Annotated in this window: 20 protein-coding genes and 1 pseudogene; 16 read left to right on the top strand and 5 right to left on the bottom strand. The window is 64.1% G+C overall.

All coding sequences use genetic code 11. From position 1 onward, the window contains the following. Positions 1–54 precede the first annotated feature (54 nt). The 14 genes and pseudogenes from AUC70_RS04440 to pnp all read left to right on the top strand — a co-directional run bounded on the left by AUC70_RS04440 (position 55) and on the right by pnp (position 12,845). The gene (locus AUC70_RS04440) at positions 55–471 is read left to right on the top strand and encodes a helix-turn-helix domain-containing protein (RefSeq protein ID WP_069443776.1); all 417 of its coding nucleotides are present in this window, start codon (positions 55–57) and stop codon (positions 469–471) included. A 109-nt stretch (positions 472–580) separates the two neighbouring features. After that, entirely contained in the window at positions 581–1,756 is a 1,176-nt protein-coding gene (metK, locus tag AUC70_RS04445; RefSeq protein WP_069443777.1) for a methionine adenosyltransferase, read from the top strand. Positions 1,757–1,838: 82 nt separating this feature from the next. Continuing rightward, positions 1,839–2,567 (top strand): tRNA (guanine(46)-N(7))-methyltransferase TrmB, encoded by a 729-nt coding sequence (gene trmB, locus AUC70_RS04450; protein ID WP_244505496.1) that lies wholly within the window; start codon positions 1,839–1,841, stop codon positions 2,565–2,567. Between the two features lie 27 nt (positions 2,568–2,594). Further along, entirely contained in the window at positions 2,595–3,035 is a 441-nt protein-coding gene (locus tag AUC70_RS04455) for a lysozyme inhibitor LprI family protein (RefSeq protein ID WP_069443778.1), read from the top strand. 217 nt (positions 3,036–3,252) lie between these two features. Next, positions 3,253–3,810, top strand: coding sequence for a ribosome maturation factor RimP (rimP, locus tag AUC70_RS04460; protein WP_069443779.1), 558 nt, complete (start codon positions 3,253–3,255; stop codon positions 3,808–3,810). A 62-nt stretch (positions 3,811–3,872) separates the two neighbouring features. Then, entirely contained in the window at positions 3,873–5,537 is a 1,665-nt protein-coding gene (gene nusA / locus AUC70_RS04465) for a transcription termination factor NusA (RefSeq protein WP_069443780.1), read from the top strand. Positions 5,538–5,576: 39 nt separating this feature from the next. After that, positions 5,577–6,245 (top strand): RNA-binding protein, encoded by a 669-nt coding sequence (locus tag AUC70_RS04470; protein WP_069443781.1) that lies wholly within the window; start codon positions 5,577–5,579, stop codon positions 6,243–6,245. Positions 6,246–6,286: 41 nt separating this feature from the next. Further along, positions 6,287–6,343, top strand: a pseudogene (locus AUC70_RS17825) (hypothetical protein); the annotation flags it as partial. Position 6,344: 1 nt separating this feature from the next. Then, entirely contained in the window at positions 6,345–6,935 is a 591-nt protein-coding gene (locus tag AUC70_RS17830) for a hypothetical protein (protein WP_244505532.1), read from the top strand. A gap of 68 nt (positions 6,936–7,003) precedes the next feature. After that, entirely contained in the window at positions 7,004–8,749 is a 1,746-nt protein-coding gene (gene infB / locus AUC70_RS04475; RefSeq protein WP_244505519.1) for a translation initiation factor IF-2, read from the top strand. A gap of 64 nt (positions 8,750–8,813) precedes the next feature. Continuing rightward, complete coding sequence (gene rbfA / locus AUC70_RS04480) at positions 8,814–9,230, top strand: 30S ribosome-binding factor RbfA (protein ID WP_069443783.1); 417 nt, start codon at positions 8,814–8,816, stop codon at positions 9,228–9,230. A 24-nt stretch (positions 9,231–9,254) separates the two neighbouring features. Continuing rightward, complete coding sequence (gene truB / locus AUC70_RS04485; protein WP_069443784.1) at positions 9,255–10,175, top strand: tRNA pseudouridine(55) synthase TruB; 921 nt, start codon at positions 9,255–9,257, stop codon at positions 10,173–10,175. Positions 10,176–10,338: 163 nt separating this feature from the next. After that, the gene (gene rpsO / locus AUC70_RS04490; protein WP_069443785.1) at positions 10,339–10,608 is read left to right on the top strand and encodes a 30S ribosomal protein S15; all 270 of its coding nucleotides are present in this window, start codon (positions 10,339–10,341) and stop codon (positions 10,606–10,608) included. Between the two features lie 116 nt (positions 10,609–10,724). Then, positions 10,725–12,845: a polyribonucleotide nucleotidyltransferase gene (gene pnp, locus AUC70_RS04495; RefSeq protein WP_069443786.1), complete on the top strand. Its 2,121-nt coding sequence runs from the start codon at positions 10,725–10,727 to the stop codon at positions 12,843–12,845. A gap of 113 nt (positions 12,846–12,958) precedes the next feature. Here the strand turns inward: pnp and AUC70_RS04500 are convergent, their stop codons facing one another. From AUC70_RS04500 to fabA, 4 genes are read right to left on the bottom strand one after another with little or no spacing between them, the layout of a single operon-like run. Beyond that, the gene (locus AUC70_RS04500; RefSeq protein WP_069443787.1) at positions 12,959–13,171 is read right to left on the bottom strand and encodes a hypothetical protein; all 213 of its coding nucleotides are present in this window, start codon (positions 13,169–13,171) and stop codon (positions 12,959–12,961) included. A 9-nt stretch (positions 13,172–13,180) separates the two neighbouring features. Beyond that, positions 13,181–14,095 carry an enoyl-ACP reductase FabI gene (gene fabI, locus AUC70_RS04505; RefSeq protein WP_069443788.1) on the bottom strand — a complete coding sequence of 305 codons (915 nt, stop codon included), beginning with the start codon at positions 14,093–14,095 and terminating at the stop codon, positions 13,181–13,183. Between the two features lie 46 nt (positions 14,096–14,141). Then, positions 14,142–15,362, bottom strand: a complete 1,221-nt coding sequence (gene fabB, locus AUC70_RS04510) for a beta-ketoacyl-ACP synthase I (protein WP_069443789.1) — start codon at positions 15,360–15,362, stop codon at positions 14,142–14,144. Between the two features lie 39 nt (positions 15,363–15,401). Further along, a complete protein-coding gene (fabA, locus tag AUC70_RS04515) occupies positions 15,402–15,932 on the bottom strand; it encodes a 3-hydroxyacyl-[acyl-carrier-protein] dehydratase FabA (protein WP_069444131.1) in 531 nt (176 codons plus the stop codon). Positions 15,933–16,227: 295 nt separating this feature from the next. Here fabA and irrA point away from each other — a divergent pair, with 295 nt between their 5' ends. Next, on the top strand, positions 16,228–16,614 hold the full coding sequence (gene irrA, locus AUC70_RS17840) for an iron response transcriptional regulator IrrA (protein WP_069444132.1): 387 nt from the start codon (positions 16,228–16,230) through the stop codon (positions 16,612–16,614). Positions 16,615–16,663: 49 nt separating this feature from the next. On the opposite strand, the gene AUC70_RS04525 is transcribed toward irrA, so the two are convergent. Further along, positions 16,664–17,245 (bottom strand): SH3 domain-containing protein, encoded by a 582-nt coding sequence (locus AUC70_RS04525; protein WP_083241248.1) that lies wholly within the window; start codon positions 17,243–17,245, stop codon positions 16,664–16,666. A 218-nt stretch (positions 17,246–17,463) separates the two neighbouring features. Between AUC70_RS04525 and AUC70_RS04530 the strand changes: the two genes are divergently transcribed. Continuing rightward, entirely contained in the window at positions 17,464–18,456 is a 993-nt protein-coding gene (locus AUC70_RS04530; protein ID WP_069443790.1) for a 2-hydroxyacid dehydrogenase, read from the top strand. Position 18,457 lies beyond the last annotated feature (1 nt).

The following is an 18,457-nucleotide window of genomic DNA, read 5'->3' on the forward strand; positions in this document are numbered from 1 at the left end:
GGCGGGAGAGCCCGGCGGCCTCTTTCGCAATCAGCCCCAAACGAGAACGATTCAATGGCAGGGAAAAAACCCAATCCCATCGACGCCCATGTTGGCAGCCGAGTCCGGCTAAGGCGCATGCTTCTCGGCATGAGCCAGGAGCGCCTCGGCGATAGCATGGGGCTGACCTTTCAGCAGGTGCAAAAGTACGAGAAGGGCGCAAACCGTATCGGGGCGAGCCGCCTTTACCACATCTCGAAAATACTCGGCGTGCCCGTGGGGTTCTTCTTCGAGGAAGCTCCCAACATCGAAGAGAACGCGGCCACGCCCGGCATGGCGGAACCGGAATCCGAGGCCTTCATCCTCGACTTTCTGAATACGCGCGAAGGACTTGAGCTCAATCGCGCCTTCACCAAGATTCCTGATCCGAAGGTTCGTAAGAGCATCGTCGACCTCGTCCGCGCGCTGAGCGAGCCGAAGGGTCAGAAGTAGGGTCCGCAGCACTCTCTCAACGTAAGGGGCTTGACCTCGGGTCGCGCCGTTGCCAGAACCGGCCCCGCACGTCGGCCTGTGCCGACGATCTCACACGAAGGGAAGCCCAGTGGCCCGAGGAAACTACCTCTTTACGAGCGAATCCGTGTCCGAAGGACATCCGGACAAGGTTTGCGACCGCATCTCCGATGCCGTGGTGGATCTGTATCTTGCTGCCGATCCGCTCTCGCGGGTGGCCTGCGAGACACTTGTCACCACCAATCATATCGTCCTTGCGGGCGAGGTCCGGGGCCCGGAGAGCGTGACCAGCGAAGCCATTGAAGCGGCGGCGCGGCGCGCGGTCCGGGAGATCGGCTACGAGCAGAAAGGCTTCCACTGGGACCTCGCCTCGTTCGAGAACCTCCTGCACGAGCAGTCCGCCGACATCGCCATGGGCGTGGACGCCGATTCCGATAAGGAAAAGGACCGAGGCGCCGGCGACCAGGGCATCATGTTCGGCTATGCCTGCCGCGAGACGGACGCGCTCATGCCCGCGCCGATCTTCTATTCCCATCGCATCCTTCACGAGATGGCCAAGGCCCGTCACGCGGGCCGCACGCCGGAACTCGGTCCCGATGCCAAGAGCCAGGTGACGCTGGTCTATGAGAACGGCATGCCCGTCCGCGCCGATTCCGTCGTGGTCTCCACTCAGCACGACGAGAAAGCCACAACGGAACAGGTCGAAGCGATCGTCCGCGGCGTGGTGGACGAAGTCCTTCCGAAGGGCTGGGTCGACGGCAAGACGAAGTTCTACGTGAACCCGACCGGCCGTTTCGTCATCGGCGGCCCCGACGGCGATGCCGGACTGACCGGCCGCAAGATCATTGTCGACACGTATGGCGGCGCGGCCCCGCATGGCGGCGGCGCCTTCTCCGGCAAGGACCCGACCAAGGTCGACCGTTCGGCGGCTTACGCATCCCGCTACCTCGCCAAGAACGTTGTCGCGGCGGGACTTGCCGACAAGTGCACCTTGCAGGTGTCCTACGCCATCGGCGTGTCGCAGCCTTTGTCGCTCTATGCGGATCTGCATGGGACGGGAAAGGTGGCCGAAGACAAGCTCGAGAACGCCCTGCGCGAGGTGATGGATCTCAGCCCGCGCGGCATTCGCGAACATTTGGGCCTCAGCCGGCCGATCTACGAGCGCACCGCCGCCTACGGCCATTTTGGCCGGACGCCGGAAAACGACGGCGGCTTCTCCTGGGAGCGCGTCGACCTGGCCGACCCGATTCGCGGCGCGCTCAGCTAAGGCGCAAGGACACGCAACGAACTCGCTTGATGGCCGGGCATCGTCCCGGCCATCGGCTTTTTGGGGGTAGACAGGCGACCCCATGCTTGGCACGCAGCGTGAGATGACGACGGAGACACGAGACGGCGGCGACGCGCACCCGCTCCGCTCCTATGGACGGCGCAAGGGCAAACGGCTGACCGCCCGCAAGGCAGCACTCGTCGCCGATCTTCTGCCGCGGCTCCGTCCTGACCTCTCACACCCGGCCCCCAACGATGTGCGGACGTTGTTCGATCGCGCCTTGCGCGAGGCCTGGCTCGAAATAGGCTTTGGCGGCGGCGAGCACCTCCTCTGGCAGGCGCGCGCGAACCCGGATATCGGCATGATCGGCTGCGAGCCCTTCCTCAACGGCGTTGCCAGCCTACTCGGGGGCATCGACGATCACGGCATCGAGACGATCCTCATCCATGACGGCGACGCGCGGGACCTCATCGCGTGGCTGCCCGACGCGTCGATCTCCCGCGCATTCATTCTTTTCCCGGACCCCTGGCCGAAGAAGCGCCAGGCCAAACGGCGGCTGCTGACGCCGGCGCTCGTCCGGTCCCTCGCCCGCATCCTCCAGCCCGGCGGCGAACTGCGGTTCGCCAGCGACGACATGAACTATGTGCGCGCGGCGCTGTTCACGATCGGCCGCGATGGGGATTATGTGTGGACCGCGAGCCGCGCCAACGACTGGCGGGAGCGCCCCGCGGACTGGCCGGAAACGCGTTACGAGCGTAAGGCATTGAGCGAGGGCCGGAAGCCGTCCTATCTTTGCTTTCGTCGTCGCTGACCTTGGAACAACCCCTTGGAGCACGCCATGCGGACCGTCCTTCTCATCGTGCTAGCTTTCGTGCTGCCGAGCCTCGCTACGGCATTACCTGCGCGCGCCGCCGACATCGAATCCACCTGCTACACGGACTGCGAATCCCAGACGACTTCCAACCCGGAATACAAGGCGTGCCTGTCCCGGAAAGCCGACGCCGCGGACGCAGCTCTCAATGAGGCTTATGGCACCCTCAAATCCGCCATTCGGCGGCACGCGGATGTCATGGGGCAGAAACCCGACCTCCAACTCGAGGCGCTCACGGCGGCCCAAAAGAAGTGGATCGCCTATCGCGACTCCAACTGCACCTTCGAGGACGAACTCGCGTTCGGTGCCACGTCGATCGGGGGAAATTACTCGGCCTGCCTGTGCTCCTTGAGTCTGGCGCGCGCGGCCGATTTTGCCCGCATCAAGCGCCAGGTCCTGTCCGAATAATCGGAACCGACTGAAAAATATCGAATTTCCGCGGCGTGGCGTGCTTGAATCGTTCGAAAAAGACCGTATATTAGCGCCAGAAACTCATGATTGATTTGATCAGGGGTGGGCCTTGGCCCGCTCCTTTTTGTTATGGGCTTCGGCCGCACGCGGTGCGCATAGCGGTTTCTCGCTATCGTAGACCCTGATCGATCGAAACCCTTGAGTGCGGACATCAATGTCGAGCGTTGCTGCAGACGAGGATCGCCGCTTTGTCCGGGAGACCGGGCAGGAGCGCGCTGTTGCGGACCTCGCCGAACCTGTCCTGGACGAACTTGGTTTCCGTCTTGTGCGGATCAAGATTTCAGGGCGTGACGGCGGCACGGTGCAGATTATGGCCGAACGGCCGGACGGACAGATGAGTGTGGACGATTGCGCGACGATCAGCCGGCGCCTGTCTCCCGTACTCGATGCCTACGACCCGATGCCCGGGACATACCACCTGGAGGTTTCCTCTCCCGGTATCGATCGGCCTCTGGTCCGCCCGAGCGATTTCGCCACCTGGGTGGGGCATGACGCGAAGGTCGAGCTGAATGAGGCCGTCGACGGCCGCAAACGGTTCAAAGGCCGGATCGAGGATGTGGTCGACGAGGAAGTGCATTTGAAGGTCGAGCTGGAAGGCAATTTGGAGCCGATGATCATCGGCCTGCCCTTCTCGCTCATCGGCGAAGCGAAGCTCACCGTGGATGCGGACGCGCTTCGTGCAGATCTTTCGGGTGGCGACGCCGCCCATTGAATTTTGCGGCAATCCGTTGGGGCTTGCCGGATACGAACGTAACTTTGTTTGGAGGCTAAGGAATGTCTCAGGCAGGCGTGAGCGCCAATAGATTGGAGCTCCTGCAAATCGCCGATGCGGTCGCGCGGGAAAAGTCGATCGACCGCGAAGTCGTCATCACCGCCATGGAAGACGCGATCCAGAAGGCGGCTAAGTCGCGCTACGGCAGCGAGAACGAAATCAAGGCGGAAGTCGACCCGAAGACCGGCGAGATCTCGCTAGCCCGTTTGCTGGAAGTGGTCGAGGACGTCACGCTTGAGGCCACGCAGATCGCGCTGGCCGAGGCGCGGCGCAAGAACCCCGCAGCCCAGGTCGGCGACTTCATCGCCGAGCCTCTGCCGCCGCTCGATTTCGGGCGCGTGGCAGCGCAGAACGCCAAGCAGGTGATCGTGCAGAAGGTGCGCGAGGCCGAGCGCGAGCGTCAGTACGACGAGTACAAGGACCGCGTGGGCGAGATCGTCAACGGCATCGTCAAGCGTGTCGAATACGGCAATGTGATCGTGGATCTTGGCCGCGCCGAAGCGGTCGTGCGCCGCGACGAGACCCTGCCTCGCGAAAACTTCCGCTATGGCGACCGCATCCGCGCCTATGTCTACGACGTGCGGCGCGAACAGCGCGGACCGCAGATCTTTCTGTCGCGGACGCACCCGGAGTTCATGGCCAAGCTCTTCGCGCAGGAAGTGCCCGAGGTCTACGAAGGCATCGTCACCATTCAATCCGTCGCCCGCGACCCGGGCAGCCGCGCCAAGATCGCCGTCATTTCCCGCGACAGCTCGATCGATCCCGTGGGCGCGTGCGTGGGTATGCGCGGCTCCCGCGTGCAGGCTGTCGTCAACGAGCTTCAGGGCGAGAAGATCGACATCATTCAATGGTCGCCCGACGCCGCGACCTTCATCGTGAACGCGCTCGCGCCGGCGGAAGTCGTCAAGGTCGTGCTCGATGAAGATGCCGAGCGCATCGAGGTGGTGGTTCCGGACCAGCAATTGTCGCTGGCCATCGGCCGCAAGGGCCAGAATGTGCGCCTCGCCTCCCAGCTCACCGGTTGGGACATCGACATCATGACCGAGGCGTCCGAATCGGAGCGCCGTCAGGCGGAGTTCGCCGAGCGTTCGGCACGGTTCATGGAAGCGCTCGACGTGGACGAGGTCATCGCCCAGTTGCTCGCTTCGGAAGGCTTCTCCTCCGTGGAGGAAGTGGCCTTTGTGGACACGGACGAAATTTCCTCCATCGAAGGCTTCGACGCGGAAACCGCGGGCGAGATTCAGGCGCGGGCGCGCGAGCATCTCGAGAAGCTCGAAGCCGAACTCGATGCCAAGCGCAAGGAACTCGGCGTTGCGGACGATCTGCTGCAGCTCGAAGGCCTGAGCACGGCGATGCTGGTGGCCCTTGGCGAGAACGAGGTTAAGTCGGTCGAGGATCTGGCCGACTGCGCCACCGACGATCTCGCGGGCTGGACCGAGCGGCAGGACAAGGAGACGACCCGTCATTCCGGGTTCCTCGACGGTTTCGGCATGACCCGGGCCCAATGCGAGGACCTGATCCTGGCCGCCCGCGTGAAGGCGGGCTGGATCGACGAGGCGGATTTGATCCCTGACGAGCCCGAGGAGACCGAAGAAGACGGCTCCGGGGACGCCGAGGGCGCCACGGACAATGACGAAACTTCCGGCGAAGACGCAACAGCGTCATGAGCCGGCTAGAACACAAGGCGATTGCAGTTGGAAACGGCAGTGCATGGCAAGACGCGGCGGTCCCCGTCGCGACAGGCCTCTGGGGATACCCAGCGGCGCTGTGCGCTGACGCGTGCCCACCGGGCCAAATCTGACCTTATCCGCTTTGTGCTGGGGCCGGACGGCACCGTCGTCCCGGACCTCAAGGAGCGCCTCCCCGGCCGGGGGGTTTGGCTCACCGCCACGTATGATACGATAGCGGAGGCTGCGAAGCGTCGCGCCTTCGGCCGTGCGCTCAAGACCGATGCTCGCGCGCCGGACGGCTTGGCCGAGCAGGTTGACGGCCTCCTGGCGGAGTCTGCTCTTGGAGCGCTGGCCTTGGCCAACAAGGCTGGCGAACTGGTTTTCGGCCATACCAAGGTTGAAGAGGCCCTGCGATCAGGCCGGACCATCGCCTTGGTTCACGCCGCCGATGCGGCGGCGGACGGTGTCCGGAAACTGGACGGCAAGGCCCGCGCCGTCACCAGCGGCCCAAGCCTTCCGGCGATCTGCGTCTTTACCGCAGATGAATTGGGTTTGGCATCGGGCCGGACAAATGTGATACATGCTGCCCTCATCCAGGGCGGTGCGGCTCAAAAGTTTCTTCCGGCGGCCTTGCGTGTCGAGCGCTACCGCAAGGGAATTTCTGCATTCGCAGACACACACGGATTGGATACGGAACAAGAATGAGCGAGACCAACGAGACTGAAGGCAAGAGCGGCGGGCGCAAGATGACGCTTAATTTGCGCCGAACGGTGGAGTCGGGCCATGTGCGCCAGAGCTTCAGCCATGGGCGCTCCAAGTCCGTCCTGGTCGAGAAGAAAAAGCGCCGGTCCATCGGATCTGGCGGCGCGGCCGACGAGGCCAAAGAGAAGCCGCAGGCCAAGTCCGCCGCAAAAGAGGCGCCTGCGAGAGAGCCTGCACCCAAGCCGGCAGCCAGCAAGCAGCGCCGTTCCGGCGCGTCTGAAACAGCTCTCCGAAGAGGAGAAGGGCGCGCGCGCCAAGGCGCTTGCCGACGCCCGGGTCCGCGACGCCGAAGAGCGCGAGCGGGCCAAGGAGGATGCTGCCAAAGAGGCCGCCCTCGCCGAGCAGCGCGCCAAGGAGGCCGCAGAGGCCGAGGCACGCGAACGCGAAGAAGCGGCCCAAAAGGCCGCCGAGGCGGAAGCCGAGGCCAAGGCGAAGCCCAAGGCTGCGCCGAGCGCCGAGGCGCCGCGCCGGCCGATGGAGCCCGATCAGGAGGGCCCGAAGCGCCAGCCGATGCCCGGCATAAGAAAGCCACGCCGACACCGCGCCGTGGCGAAGAGCGCCGCGTTCGCGGACGCCTCACGATTACCAACGCACTCGACGAAGAGCAGCGGCAGCGGAGCCTTGCCTCGCTGAAGCGCCATCGCGAACGGCAGAAGAAGCAGGGAACCGGACCTCAGACGGGCCAGAAGATCGCCCGTGAAGTGACGATTCCCGATGTCATCACGATCCAGGAACTCGCCAACCGCATGGCCGAGCGCGGCGTCGAAATCATCAAATACCTGATGAAGGACGGCGCGATGCACAAGATCACCGACGTGATCGATTCCGATACCGCGCAGCTCATCGCCGAAGAGTTCGGCCACACCGTGCGCCGCGTGTCGGAAGCCGACGTGGAAGAAGGCTTTATCGGCGAAAAGGACAACGAAGAGGATCTCGTCCCGCGCGCGCCCGTGGTGACCATCATGGGCCATGTGGACCACGGCAAGACCTCGCTTCTGGACGCCGTCCGGGCCGCCAATGTGGTCAGTCAGGAAGCCGGCGGAATCACTCAGCATATCGGTGCCTATCAGGTCACCATTCCGTCGGGTCAGAAGATCACCTTCATCGACACGCCGGGTCACGCGGCCTTCACCGCCATGCGTGCGCGCGGCGCCAAGGTCACGGACATCGTCATTCTGGTGGTGGCCGCCGATGACGGCGTGAAGCCCCAGACCATCGAGGCGATCAATCACGCCAAGGCGGCTGAGGTGCCGATCATCATCGCCATCAACAAGATCGACAAGCCGGGCGCCGACCCGCAGCGGGTCCGCACGGAACTGCTGAGCCACGAGATCGTGGTGGAAAGCATGGGCGGCGACACGCTCGAGATCGAGGTTTCGGCGCTCAAGAGAACCAATCTCGACGCGCTGCTGGAAGCGGTCGTGCTGCAGGCGGAAGTCCTGGAGCTCAAGGCCAATCCCGACCGCCCCGCCGATGGCGTGGTCGTCGAAGCCAAGCTCGAGCGCGGGCGCGGTCCCGTCGGCACGGCCTTGGTTCAGCGCGGCACGCTCCGGCTCGGCGACATCATCGTCGCGGGTTCCGCCTGGGGCCGTGTCCGCGCCCTGATCAACGATGTTGGCGAGCACACGAAGGAAGCCGGTCCGTCCGTTCCGGTCGAGGTTCTGGGCTTCGACACGGCGCCGGAAGCCGGCGATCAGTTCGCCGTCGTCGAGAACGAGGCGCGGGCCCGCGAGATCACCGAATACCGTGAGCGCGAGCGCCGCAAGACGCTTGCCGTCGCCGGTCAGCGCGGCAGCCTTGAGCAGATGATGAATCAGCTCAAGGAAGATGGGATCAAGGAATTCCCGCTCGTCATCAAGGGCGACGTGCAGGGCTCGGTCGAAGCAATCAATGCGGCGCTCAGCCAGCTCGGCGACGACGAGGTCCGGGCCCGTCTCGTCCATGTCGGCGTCGGTGGCATCACCGAGTCCGATATCTCCTTGGCCTCTACATCGGGTGCCGTGGTGCTGGGCTTCAACGTGCGCGCCAATGCGCAGGCCCGCGCGGCCGCCGAGCGCGACGGCGTGGAAGTCCGTTACTACGCGGTGATCTACGACCTCGTCGACGATATGCGCCAGGCCATGTCGGGCCTTCTTTCGCCGACACGGCGCGAGACCTTCCTCGGCAATGCCGAGATCCTGGAAGTGTTCAACATTTCCAAGGTCGGCAAGGTGGCGGGCTGCCGCGTCACCGAGGGCAAGGTCGAGCGCGGTGCTCATGTCCGCCTGATCCGCGACAACGTCGTCATTCACGAAGGCGAACTCTCCACGCTCAAGCGCTTCAAGGACGAGGTCAAAGAGGTCGTGGCCGGCCAGGAATGCGGCATGGCGTTCGAGGGCTATCAGGACATGCGCGAGGGCGACGTGATCGAGTGCTTCCAGGTGGAGCACGTCCAGCGCACGCTCTAGCCGCGGCGCTTTGAGCCACTCCTGCCTGGGCGCAACCGAAACACGGATTCGACGAGACCGACCGATGGCATCGCGAGACAAAGGCGCGCGCGCGCTAAGCCAGCGCCAGTTGAAGGTGGGCGAACTCGTCCGCCACGCGCTTGCGGAGATTTTCGCACGCGGCGAGGTGCTGGATGACGTGATCGCGCGCCATTCCCTGACCGTTCCGGAAGTGCGCATGTCGCCCGACCTCAAGGTGGCGACCTGCTATGTCATGCCGCTTGGCGGCGGCGAAGCCGGCGATGTCGTCAAGCATCTGGAGCAGCACAAGCGCTTCCTGCGCGGCGAGGTCGCGAAACGGGTCGACCTCCGCTACATGCCGGAACTGCGGTTCCGGATAGACACCTCGTTCGAGGCCTCATCGCGGATCGACGAGCTTCTGGCCTCTCCCCAAGTGGCCCGCGACGTGGGGCGCGACGCGCCACGTGACCTCGACGACTAGCAAGAACGCGTAGAGGGTGATCCCATGGGACGGCGGCGGAAGGGCCAAGCGGTCAGTGGCTGGCTTATTCTGGACAAGCCGGAGGGCCTGACCTCGACGAAGGCGGTGGGACGGACGCGCTGGCTCTTCGATGCGCAAAAGGCCGGTCACGCCGGAACGCTCGATCCTTTGGCAACGGGCGTCTTGCCGGTCGCTTTCGGTGAAGCCACAAAGACCGTCCCTTTTGCGGTGGACGGCGCCAAAACCTACCGCTTCACGGTCCGCTTCGGGGCCGAAACAGACACGGACGATACCGAAGGGACGGTGACCGCAAGCAGCGGGATGCGCCCCTCCCGTGCCGCCATCGAAGCCGCGCTGACCCAATTCATCGGCGATATCGAGCAGGTTCCGCCCCGCTTCTCGGCGCTGAAGGTCGACGGCGCGCGTGCCTACGATCTGGCGCGCGACCAAGAGGAATTCGAGCTGGCACCCCGGACGGTCACGATCGACCGTCTGACGCTGGTGGAGCAGCCGGACCCGGACCATTGCGTCCTGGAGGCCGATTGCGGCAAGGGCACCTATGTCCGGGCGCTGGCGCGGGATCTCGGCCGGGCCCTTGGGTGCCTGGGACATATCTCGGCCCTGCGGCGAACACGGGTCGGCGGCTTCACCGTCGACCAGGCGGTCACTCTCGAAGCGGTGGAGCAGGCCGCGGAGGAGGGCCGGGAGGCGCTCCTGGCCCTCCTGCAGCCCGTCGAGACGGCGCTTACCGACCTGCCCGCACTGCCCGTCAGCCCTGCGGATGCCGCCAATATTCGCCTGGGGCGCGCAGTTCTGCTGCGGGGGCGGGATGCGCCGATCATGGCCGGTGCCGCCTATGCGGTATCAAGGGGGGCTCCCGTCGCCATCGGCGAGGTCGCCCAAGGGGAATTCCACCCCTCCAGGGTCTTTGTTCTGCCCGAATAGCCCCCCAAATAGCACTGGCCTCGGGGACGATTATCCCTATAGTGCAGCGGTTGCTTGGGGGCCCTCGCGATTTTCGCAGCCTTGCCCCGCAATCAGATCCGACCGCGCTGGACGACATCCCGGCCCGGCCTTGTCAAACACCTCAATTAGTAAGGAGAACCCGATGTCGATTAGTGCTGAACGCAAGCAAGAGCTTATTCAGGAATACGCGACGAAGGCAGACGATACCGGATCCCCGGAAGTCCAGGTCGCCATTCTCACCGAGCGCATCAGCAACCTCACCGAGCACTTCAAGACGCACGGTAAGGACAACCATTCGCGTCGCGGGCTGTTGAAAATGGTCAGCCAGCGCCGCCGCCTGCTCGACTACGTGAAAGCGTCAGACGAAGAACGGTACAAGAAGCTCATCGGCCGGCTCGGAATTCGCCGGTAGCATCCTCGCCGCATGCCGCGGCGTGCGTGGGAGCTTCCACATTTATGCACGGGCTCGTCCCATCGCCACCGGGCGGCGGGACGGCCTATTCTTTCCCTACCGAATGGGACACACACATGTTCAATAAACACACTGTAGAAATTGAATGGGCCCGGCGCCCGCTCAAACTCGAGGCTGGGCGCGTCGCGCGCCAGGCCGACGGCGCCGTCCTCGCGACTTATGGCGATACTTGCGTTCTTGCGACGGTTGTCGCCGCAAAAGAAGCACGGCCCGGAATCGACTTCTTTCCTTTGACCGTGAACTACCAAGAGAAGACGTTCGCCGCCGGTAAGATTCCCGGCGGTTATTTTAAGCGCGAAGGGCGTCCGACTGAGAAGGAAACCCTCACCTCGCGCCTGATCGATCGTCCGATCCGCCCGCTTTTCGCCAAGGGCTTCAAGAACGACACCCAGGTCATCACCACCGTGCTCTCGCACGACATGGAGAACGACCCCGACATCGTGGCCATGGTCGCCGCCTCCGCGGCGCTGACCCTTTCGGGCGTTCCGTTCCTCGGCCCCATCGGCGCCGCGCGCGTCGGCTATGTGGACGGCCAGTACATCCTGAACCCGCTCGTCGACGAAATGCCTGAAACCTCGCTCGACCTCGTGGTCGCGGGCACCAAAGACGCCGTTCTGATGGTGGAATCCGAAGCCAGCGAGCTTCCCGAAGACGTCATGCTCGGCGCCGTGATGTACGGCCATGAGCACTTCCAGCCCGTGATCGACGCCATCGTCAAGCTGGCCGAGGTTGCCGCCAAGGAGCCATGGGATCTGAAGACCGAGGACAACTCGGAGATGGTCGCCAAGGTCAGCGAACTAGCCGACGCCGGTCTTCGCGACGCCTACGCCATCGTCTCCAAGCAGGAGCGCCGCGACAGCATCGCCCAGGTGAAGGAGACGGTCGTTTCTTCGCTCGTCCCCGAGGACGATGACGGCTCGATCGCCGGCAAGGTCGCCGGTGCCTTCAAGAAGGCCGAGCAGGACGTCGTGCGCGGCAGCATTCTCGACACCAAGAAGCGCATCGACGGCCGCGATCTCGTGACCGTCCGTCCGATCGCCTGCGAGGTCGGGGTTCTGCCCCGTACCCACGGCAGCGCGCTGTTCACCCGCGGTGAGACGCAAGCCCTCGTCGTGACGACGCTGGGCACGGGCGACGACGAGCAGTTCGTCGATGCCCTGCAGGGAACCTACAAAGAGAAGTTCCTGCTGCACTACAACTTCCCGCCCTACTCCGTCGGCGAGACCGGCCGTATGGGCTCACCGGGGCGCCGCGAAATCGGCCACGGCAAGCTCGCTTGGCGTGCTGTTCATCCGATCCTGCCGGATCACGAGCAGTTCCCCTACACGCTGCGGGTCGTTTCCGAGATCACCGAGTCGAACGGCTCGTCCTCGATGGCGACGGTCTGCGGTTCTTCTCTCGCTTTGATGGACGCCGGCGTGCCGCTCAAGCGGCCTGTCGCCGGTATCGCCATGGGCCTCATCAAGGAAGGCGACAAGTTCGCTGTTCTGTCGGACATCCTGGGCGACGAGGATCATCTCGGCGACATGGACTTCAAGGTGGCCGGTACGTCCGAGGGCGTGACGTCGCTCCAGATGGACATCAAGATCACCGGTATCACCGAAGAGATCATGAAGATCGCGCTTGATCAGCCAAGGATGGGCGCCCTGCACATCCTCGGCGAGATGGACAAGGCGCTGAACGAGGCGCGTCCCGAGCTTGGCGAATACGCCCCGCGCATCGAGACGATCCAGATCCCGACCGACAAGATCCGTGAGGTCATCGGTTCCGGCGGTTCCGTCATCCGCGAGATCGTCGCGGAATCGGGCGCCAAGATCGATATCTCCGACGACGGCACGGTCAAGATCGCGTCCGCCAACGCGGAATCGATCCGCCAAGCCATCGCCCGGATCAAGTCGATCGCGCCGAACCCGAGGGTCGGCGAGATCTATCGGGGCAAGGTCGTCAAGTGCATGGAGTTCGGCGCGTTCGTGAACTTCTTCGGCCCGCGTGACGGCCTCGTGCACATCTCTCAGCTCGCCGAAGGCCGCCCCAAGACCGTTGGGGACGTGGTCAAGGAAGGCGACGAGGTCTGGGTCAAGCTGCTTGGCTTCGACGAGCGCGGCAAGGTCCGCCTGTCGATGAAGGTGGTCGACCAGGAGACCGGTCAGGAAAAAGAGGTTGCGGAGGCCGGCTAGGCCAGACGCGCCGCCGGTATCGCATCGGCATCCAGATATGCGAAAGGGGCGCTTCGGCGCCCCTTTTATTTTGCGTCTCGTTCAGTGTGAGGCCTGGCCGCGGGCTGGCCGCGCTAGTCCTTCGGCACGCCCGGGACTTTGGCATCCTTGGCGCAGCGCGTTCCGATGACCGTGTACTTGTTGTTCTCACTTTGCCAGTCGTAGGCCTTGCCGTGGCTTTCGCGGATGCACGAAACCGCGTCCTCGAATTGCGTATCGGGCATCTTGTACTCGCGGCAATCCTCGCCTGTGGCGGCAAGGCAAACCATCACGATAATTTCGAACATGGCTACTCCCTAGCGATCCATACGCAGCGGCAAAGCTGTCGGTTGACTATTGCGCGGCTTCCCGCGGCGCGCCTTGGCCATCGCGTTGCCGATTTCCTCAGCGCGCTCGATCTCCTTCAGCGACTCGAGGTCGGGCATAAAGGTCGTTGCGTAACCGCAATCGACGAAATGCACCTCGCCCGTGACCGCGCCGGAAAGATCGGACAGGAGATACAGCGCGGAGCCGCCGACCTCGTCGAGCGTCGGCGAGCGGCGCATGGGCGCATGCTGCTGCTGGTAGTGGAGCAGGGTCCTCGCATCGGAAATACCCGCGCCCGCCAGCGTCCGCATGGGTCCTGCTGACAGCGCGTTCACGCGGATGCCTTGCGGCCCGAGATCGGACGCCAGATAGCGCACCGACGCTTCCAGGGCCGCCTTGGCGACGCCCATGACGTTGTAGCAGGGCACGACGCGCGTCGAGCCGCCATAGGTCAGTGTCAGCAGCGAGCCGCCTTCGTTCATGATGTCAGAGGCGCGCTTGCAGATCTCCGTGAAGGAAAAGCAGGAGATGACCATCGTGTGCTCGAAGTTCTTCCGCGTCGTGTCGCAGTAGCGGCCCTTGAGCTCGGTCCGGTCGGAGAAGGCCAGCGCGTGAACGACAAAGTCCAGCTTGCCCCACTTTTTCCGGATCACGTCGAGCATGCGGTCGACGCTATCCAAATCCTCGACGTCGACTTCTTCGATGATCTCCGCGCCGATAGATTCGGCCAGGGGTACCGCGCGCCGGCCAAAGGCGCCGCCCTGATAGCTGAACGCCAACTCGGCGCCCTGTCCGTGCAGCACGCGGGCAATGCCCCAAGCGATCGATCGATCGTTGGCGACGCCCATCACCAAGCCGCGCTTGCCCGCCATCAGCGGTCCAGGTTCTGCAATATCTTTCGTCATCGTGCTTACTCTGCTCAAAGTTGCCTAAAGTCTCGTTCCGTCGGCCTCAGCCAGCCAACCGGCGGAAAACGAGGGAGGCGTTCGTGCCCCCAAAACCAAAACTGTTGGACATTACCGTGTTCATCACAATGCCGTCCTGACGTTCACGGACAATTGGGACGTCCGCAACCTCCGGGTCAAGGTTTTCGATATTCGCGGATTCGCAGATGAAGCCGTTCTTCATCATCAGCAACGAATAGATCGCCTCGTGCGCCCCAGCCGCGCCGAGCGAGTGGCCCGTCAGCGATTTGGTGGCGCTGATCGGCGGACAGTCCTTGCCGAACACGTCGCGAATGGCCTGGATCTCCAAGACGTCGCCCTGTGGCGTGGATGTCGCATGCGGATTGATGTAGTCGACCTTGTCACCGCCGAGGCCCTGCATGGCCATCCGCATACAGCGCACCGCGCCCTCGCCCGACGGCAGCACCATGTCGTGGCCATCCGACGTCGCGCCATAGCCGACAAGCTCCGCATAGATCTTCGCGCCGCGCGCCTTGGCATGCTCCAGCTCCTCGAGGCACAAGCACGCCGGCGCGCCGGCGATCACGAAACCGTCGCGCGCCGCGTCATACGCGCGGCTGGCTTTTTCCGGCTGGTCGTTGAAGTCCGACGACATCGCGTTCATTGCATCAAACAGAACCGACAGCGTCCAATCGAGCTCCTCGCCCCCGCCCGCGAAGACAACGTCCTGCTTGCCGAGCTGGATCAGCTCGGCTGCGTTGCCGATGCAGTGCGCGCTCGTGGAGCAGGCCGACGAAATGGAATAGCTCACGCCCTTGATGTGATAGGGCGTCGACAACGTGGCCGAATTCGTCGAGCTCATGGATTTGGGGACCTCGAACGGTCCGACCTTTTTCGGCCCGCGCTCGCGCGTCGTATCGGCGGCCTGGACGATGGCCCGGGTCGAGGGGCCGCCAGAGCCCATGATCAGCCCGGTGCGCTCGTTGGAGATGTCGCTCTCCTCCAGCCCCGCATCCTGGATGGCCTGTTCCATGGCCACGTAGTTCCAGCCCGCGCCCGCGCCCATGAAGCGGCGAACCTTCCGGTCGATCGCACCCTCCCATTCGAGCGACGGAGCGCCATGAACCTGGCAGCGGAATCCGAGTTCGGCGTATTTGTCGGCCTTGACGATGCCGGACTTCGCCTCCCGGAGAGAGGCCACGACTTCCTGAGCGTTGTTTCCGATCGAGGAAACGATGCCCATGCCGGTTACGACCACGCGTTTCATTGGCTCAACGTCCTTGCGGCCTGTGCCGCGACATAGCGTCTATGCACCGGCGGGTGCGGCCTCTTCCGCCTGGAACAGCCCGACCCTGAGGTCCTTGGCCGTGTAAATCGTCTCGCCGTCGGCCTTGAGCAAGCCATCGCCGGTCCCAAGGGTGAACTTGCGGCTGATGACCCGCTGCACGTCGACGACATATTCGAGCTTTTTGACCGTCGGCACCACCATGCCAGAGAACTTCACCTCGCCAACCCCGAGCGCCCGCCCTTTGCCGGCTGCGCCCGTGCAGCCGAGGAAGAACCCGAGCATCTGCCAGAGTGCGTCCAGACCAAGGCAGCCGGGCATAACCGGATCGCCCTGGAAGTGACAGGCGAAGAACCACAGATCGGGCTTCACGTCCAATTCCGCCACGATCCGGCCGCGGCCAAATTCGCCGCCAGCCGGCTCCAGCAGCGGAATCCGGTCGAACATCAACATGGGCGGCAGGGGCAACTGCGCATTGCCAGGGCCGAACAGCTCGCCCCGGCCGCACGCAAGCAGATCCTCATAGTCGAAGCTGGACTGCCGTTCCGCCAGTGGTTCTTGCACGCTCATTTGTCCTTCGTTGGAAATGTGGTCCATTCGGTGGGCAGGTTTCCTAACACATGCCCGGGCCCACCAAAACCCCGCCTGACAACGCCCGGCCCAGGGCGTCTTTTGGCGCCGTTAAATGACGCAGGTCAAGGTACCAAAACGTGCGCCAGGACATAGCATTGCGGTCGCCGTGGGTTCCCACTATATTCCCAGCTTCAATGACTTATTCGAACGAGACGATGACAGAGATCACGACCGCAGACGATCCCAAGATGCTCCGGCCGGCGACGCAGCAAGGCTGCTGCGCGGTGCCGGGCTTCGGCCCACGCGTCAGCGTCTCGCCCTCGCCCGCCTGCTCTTCGCCGAAGGCGACCGGCACGTGACGGCCCGACGCCTGCACGAGGAAGCCGTCGCTTCACAGGTCCCTGTCTCGCTGGCGACCGTTTACAACACGCTCCACCAGTTCACCGAGGCTGGCCTGTTGCGCGCCGTGGCCGTGGAAGGCGCGAAGACGTATTTCGACACCAACACGTCCAACCATTTCCACTTCTTCTGCGAGGACAGCGCGGACCTGCTCGATATCGACACGAGCGCGATCCGCATCGAAGGGCTGCCCCAAGCGCCTGACGGCAAGGTGATCTCGCGGGTGGACGTGCTGGTCCGTCTCGTCGACAAGGACGGCTAGACCTCTCTTCTAGAGGCCTGCGATCTTGCCGGCGCCAGCGGACGTCGCGCTACTCGAACTTCTCATCCCGATACACGCCCCACAGCTTCTCCTGCTGCACGTAGCCGGAATAGTTACCGATGGACAGCTCGCACCAGGAGCCGTCGCATTCGACGAGGTCGCCCAAGACCCCCGGTTGAAGCTGCGCGACGACGCCTGACCCGGCGGACCGGCTGCTGTGAAGCGGGATCGAAACCGGGGCCTGCTGACTCTTGCTCCAAGGGCTGACGAGGACGGTACGCCGTCCACTGAGGAGGCTGTGGAAGACCCAGCCGTCGGCGCCTTCGCTGTCCCGGACCCGGCGCCAGTTCTCGAACTCGGCGATAACCTCCACCGGAAGACCGGCCCGCGAGAATACCCAGACGATCGACTGATCGGTGCTGGGACCGCGCCGGACATTGACCTTGTCGGATTTGAGGCTGACGAAGCGCGGCACGCGCAGGCCCGAGCTCTTGCCGTTCGCGGCTATGGGGACGACGACCTCCGCCGCGGCGACCGGCGAGGAAGACCCGTGCAGAACCAGCCCCGCCAGAAGAGCGCCTCCAGCCAGTGCCAGCGCCGTTCCCAGCCGTGCAGTCCTGCGATTGCCCATCAATTCACCCCTCAGAAACCGAATCTTACCTTCTGAATGGCGGAGAAAAGTGAACGGATCGTGGCTCCGCAGGCCAGAGGGGCCATCTTGGGGGCCCGTGCGGCACAGTTGGGCCAAGTTGACGCTTTATCTCTCGGAGTCGCTTCTGTTAGACAGGGCGCAGAATTCTACGAAAACTAGGGCTCGGGACCGCCCAGCCTTCTGACGGGACATGACTTATGGCTACTGAACGACCGCTCGTTATCGTCACGCGTAAGCTACCGGATGTCGTGGAGACACGGCTTCGGGAGTTGTTCGACGCGCGGCTCAACCTCGAGGACAGGCCCTTTACGCGGGACGAGCTGATCGCCGCCGTGAAGGAAGCCAATGTGCTCGTGCCGACCGTCACCGATCGCATCGATCGCACCGTCCTGAGCCAGGCCGGACCGGACCTCAAGCTCATCGCCCAGTTCGGAACCGGCGTCGACAATGTCGATCTCGACACGGCGCGCAACCGGGCCATCATCGTGACTAACACGCCGGGCGTCCTCACCGAGGACACGGCCGACATGACCATGGCCCTGATTCTCGCCGTCCCGCGGCGGCTGACCGAGGGCGCAGAGCTGCTGAAATCCGGCAGCGACGAATGGCAAGGCTGGTCGCCCACCTGGATGCTGGGTCACCGCATCTACGGCAAGCGCCTCGGTATTGTGGGCATGGGCCGGATCGGTCAGGCGGTCGCGCGGCGCGCCAAGGCGTTCGGCCTTCAGATCCACTATCACAACCGGCGCCGGGTCCCGTCCGATGTCGAGAAGTCGCTCGAGGCCACCTATTGGGACAGCCTCGACCAGATGCTGGCGCGGATGGACATCATCTCCATCAACTGCCCGCACACGCCGGCGACCTATCATCTGCTGTCGGCGCGCCGCCTCGCGCTGCTCAAGCCGTCGGCCTATATCGTCAACACGGCTCGCGGCGAGGTCATCGACGAGAACGCTCTCGCCCGCATGATCGAAAACCATGAATTGGCCGGTGCCGGGCTCGACGTGTTCGAGCACGAACCTGCCGTCAATCCCAAACTGCTGCGGAACGAGAAGGTCGTGGTGCTCCCCCACATGGGTTCGGCCACGCTCGAAGGCCGCGTCGACATGGGCGAGAAGGTCATCGTCAACATCAAGACGTTCCTCGACGGCCACGCGCCGCCGGATCGCGTCCACCCGGCCATGTTCTAGG

The organism is Methyloceanibacter stevinii (genome assembly GCF_001723355.1).
Classification (GTDB): domain Bacteria; phylum Pseudomonadota; class Alphaproteobacteria; order Rhizobiales; family Methyloligellaceae; genus Methyloceanibacter; species Methyloceanibacter stevinii.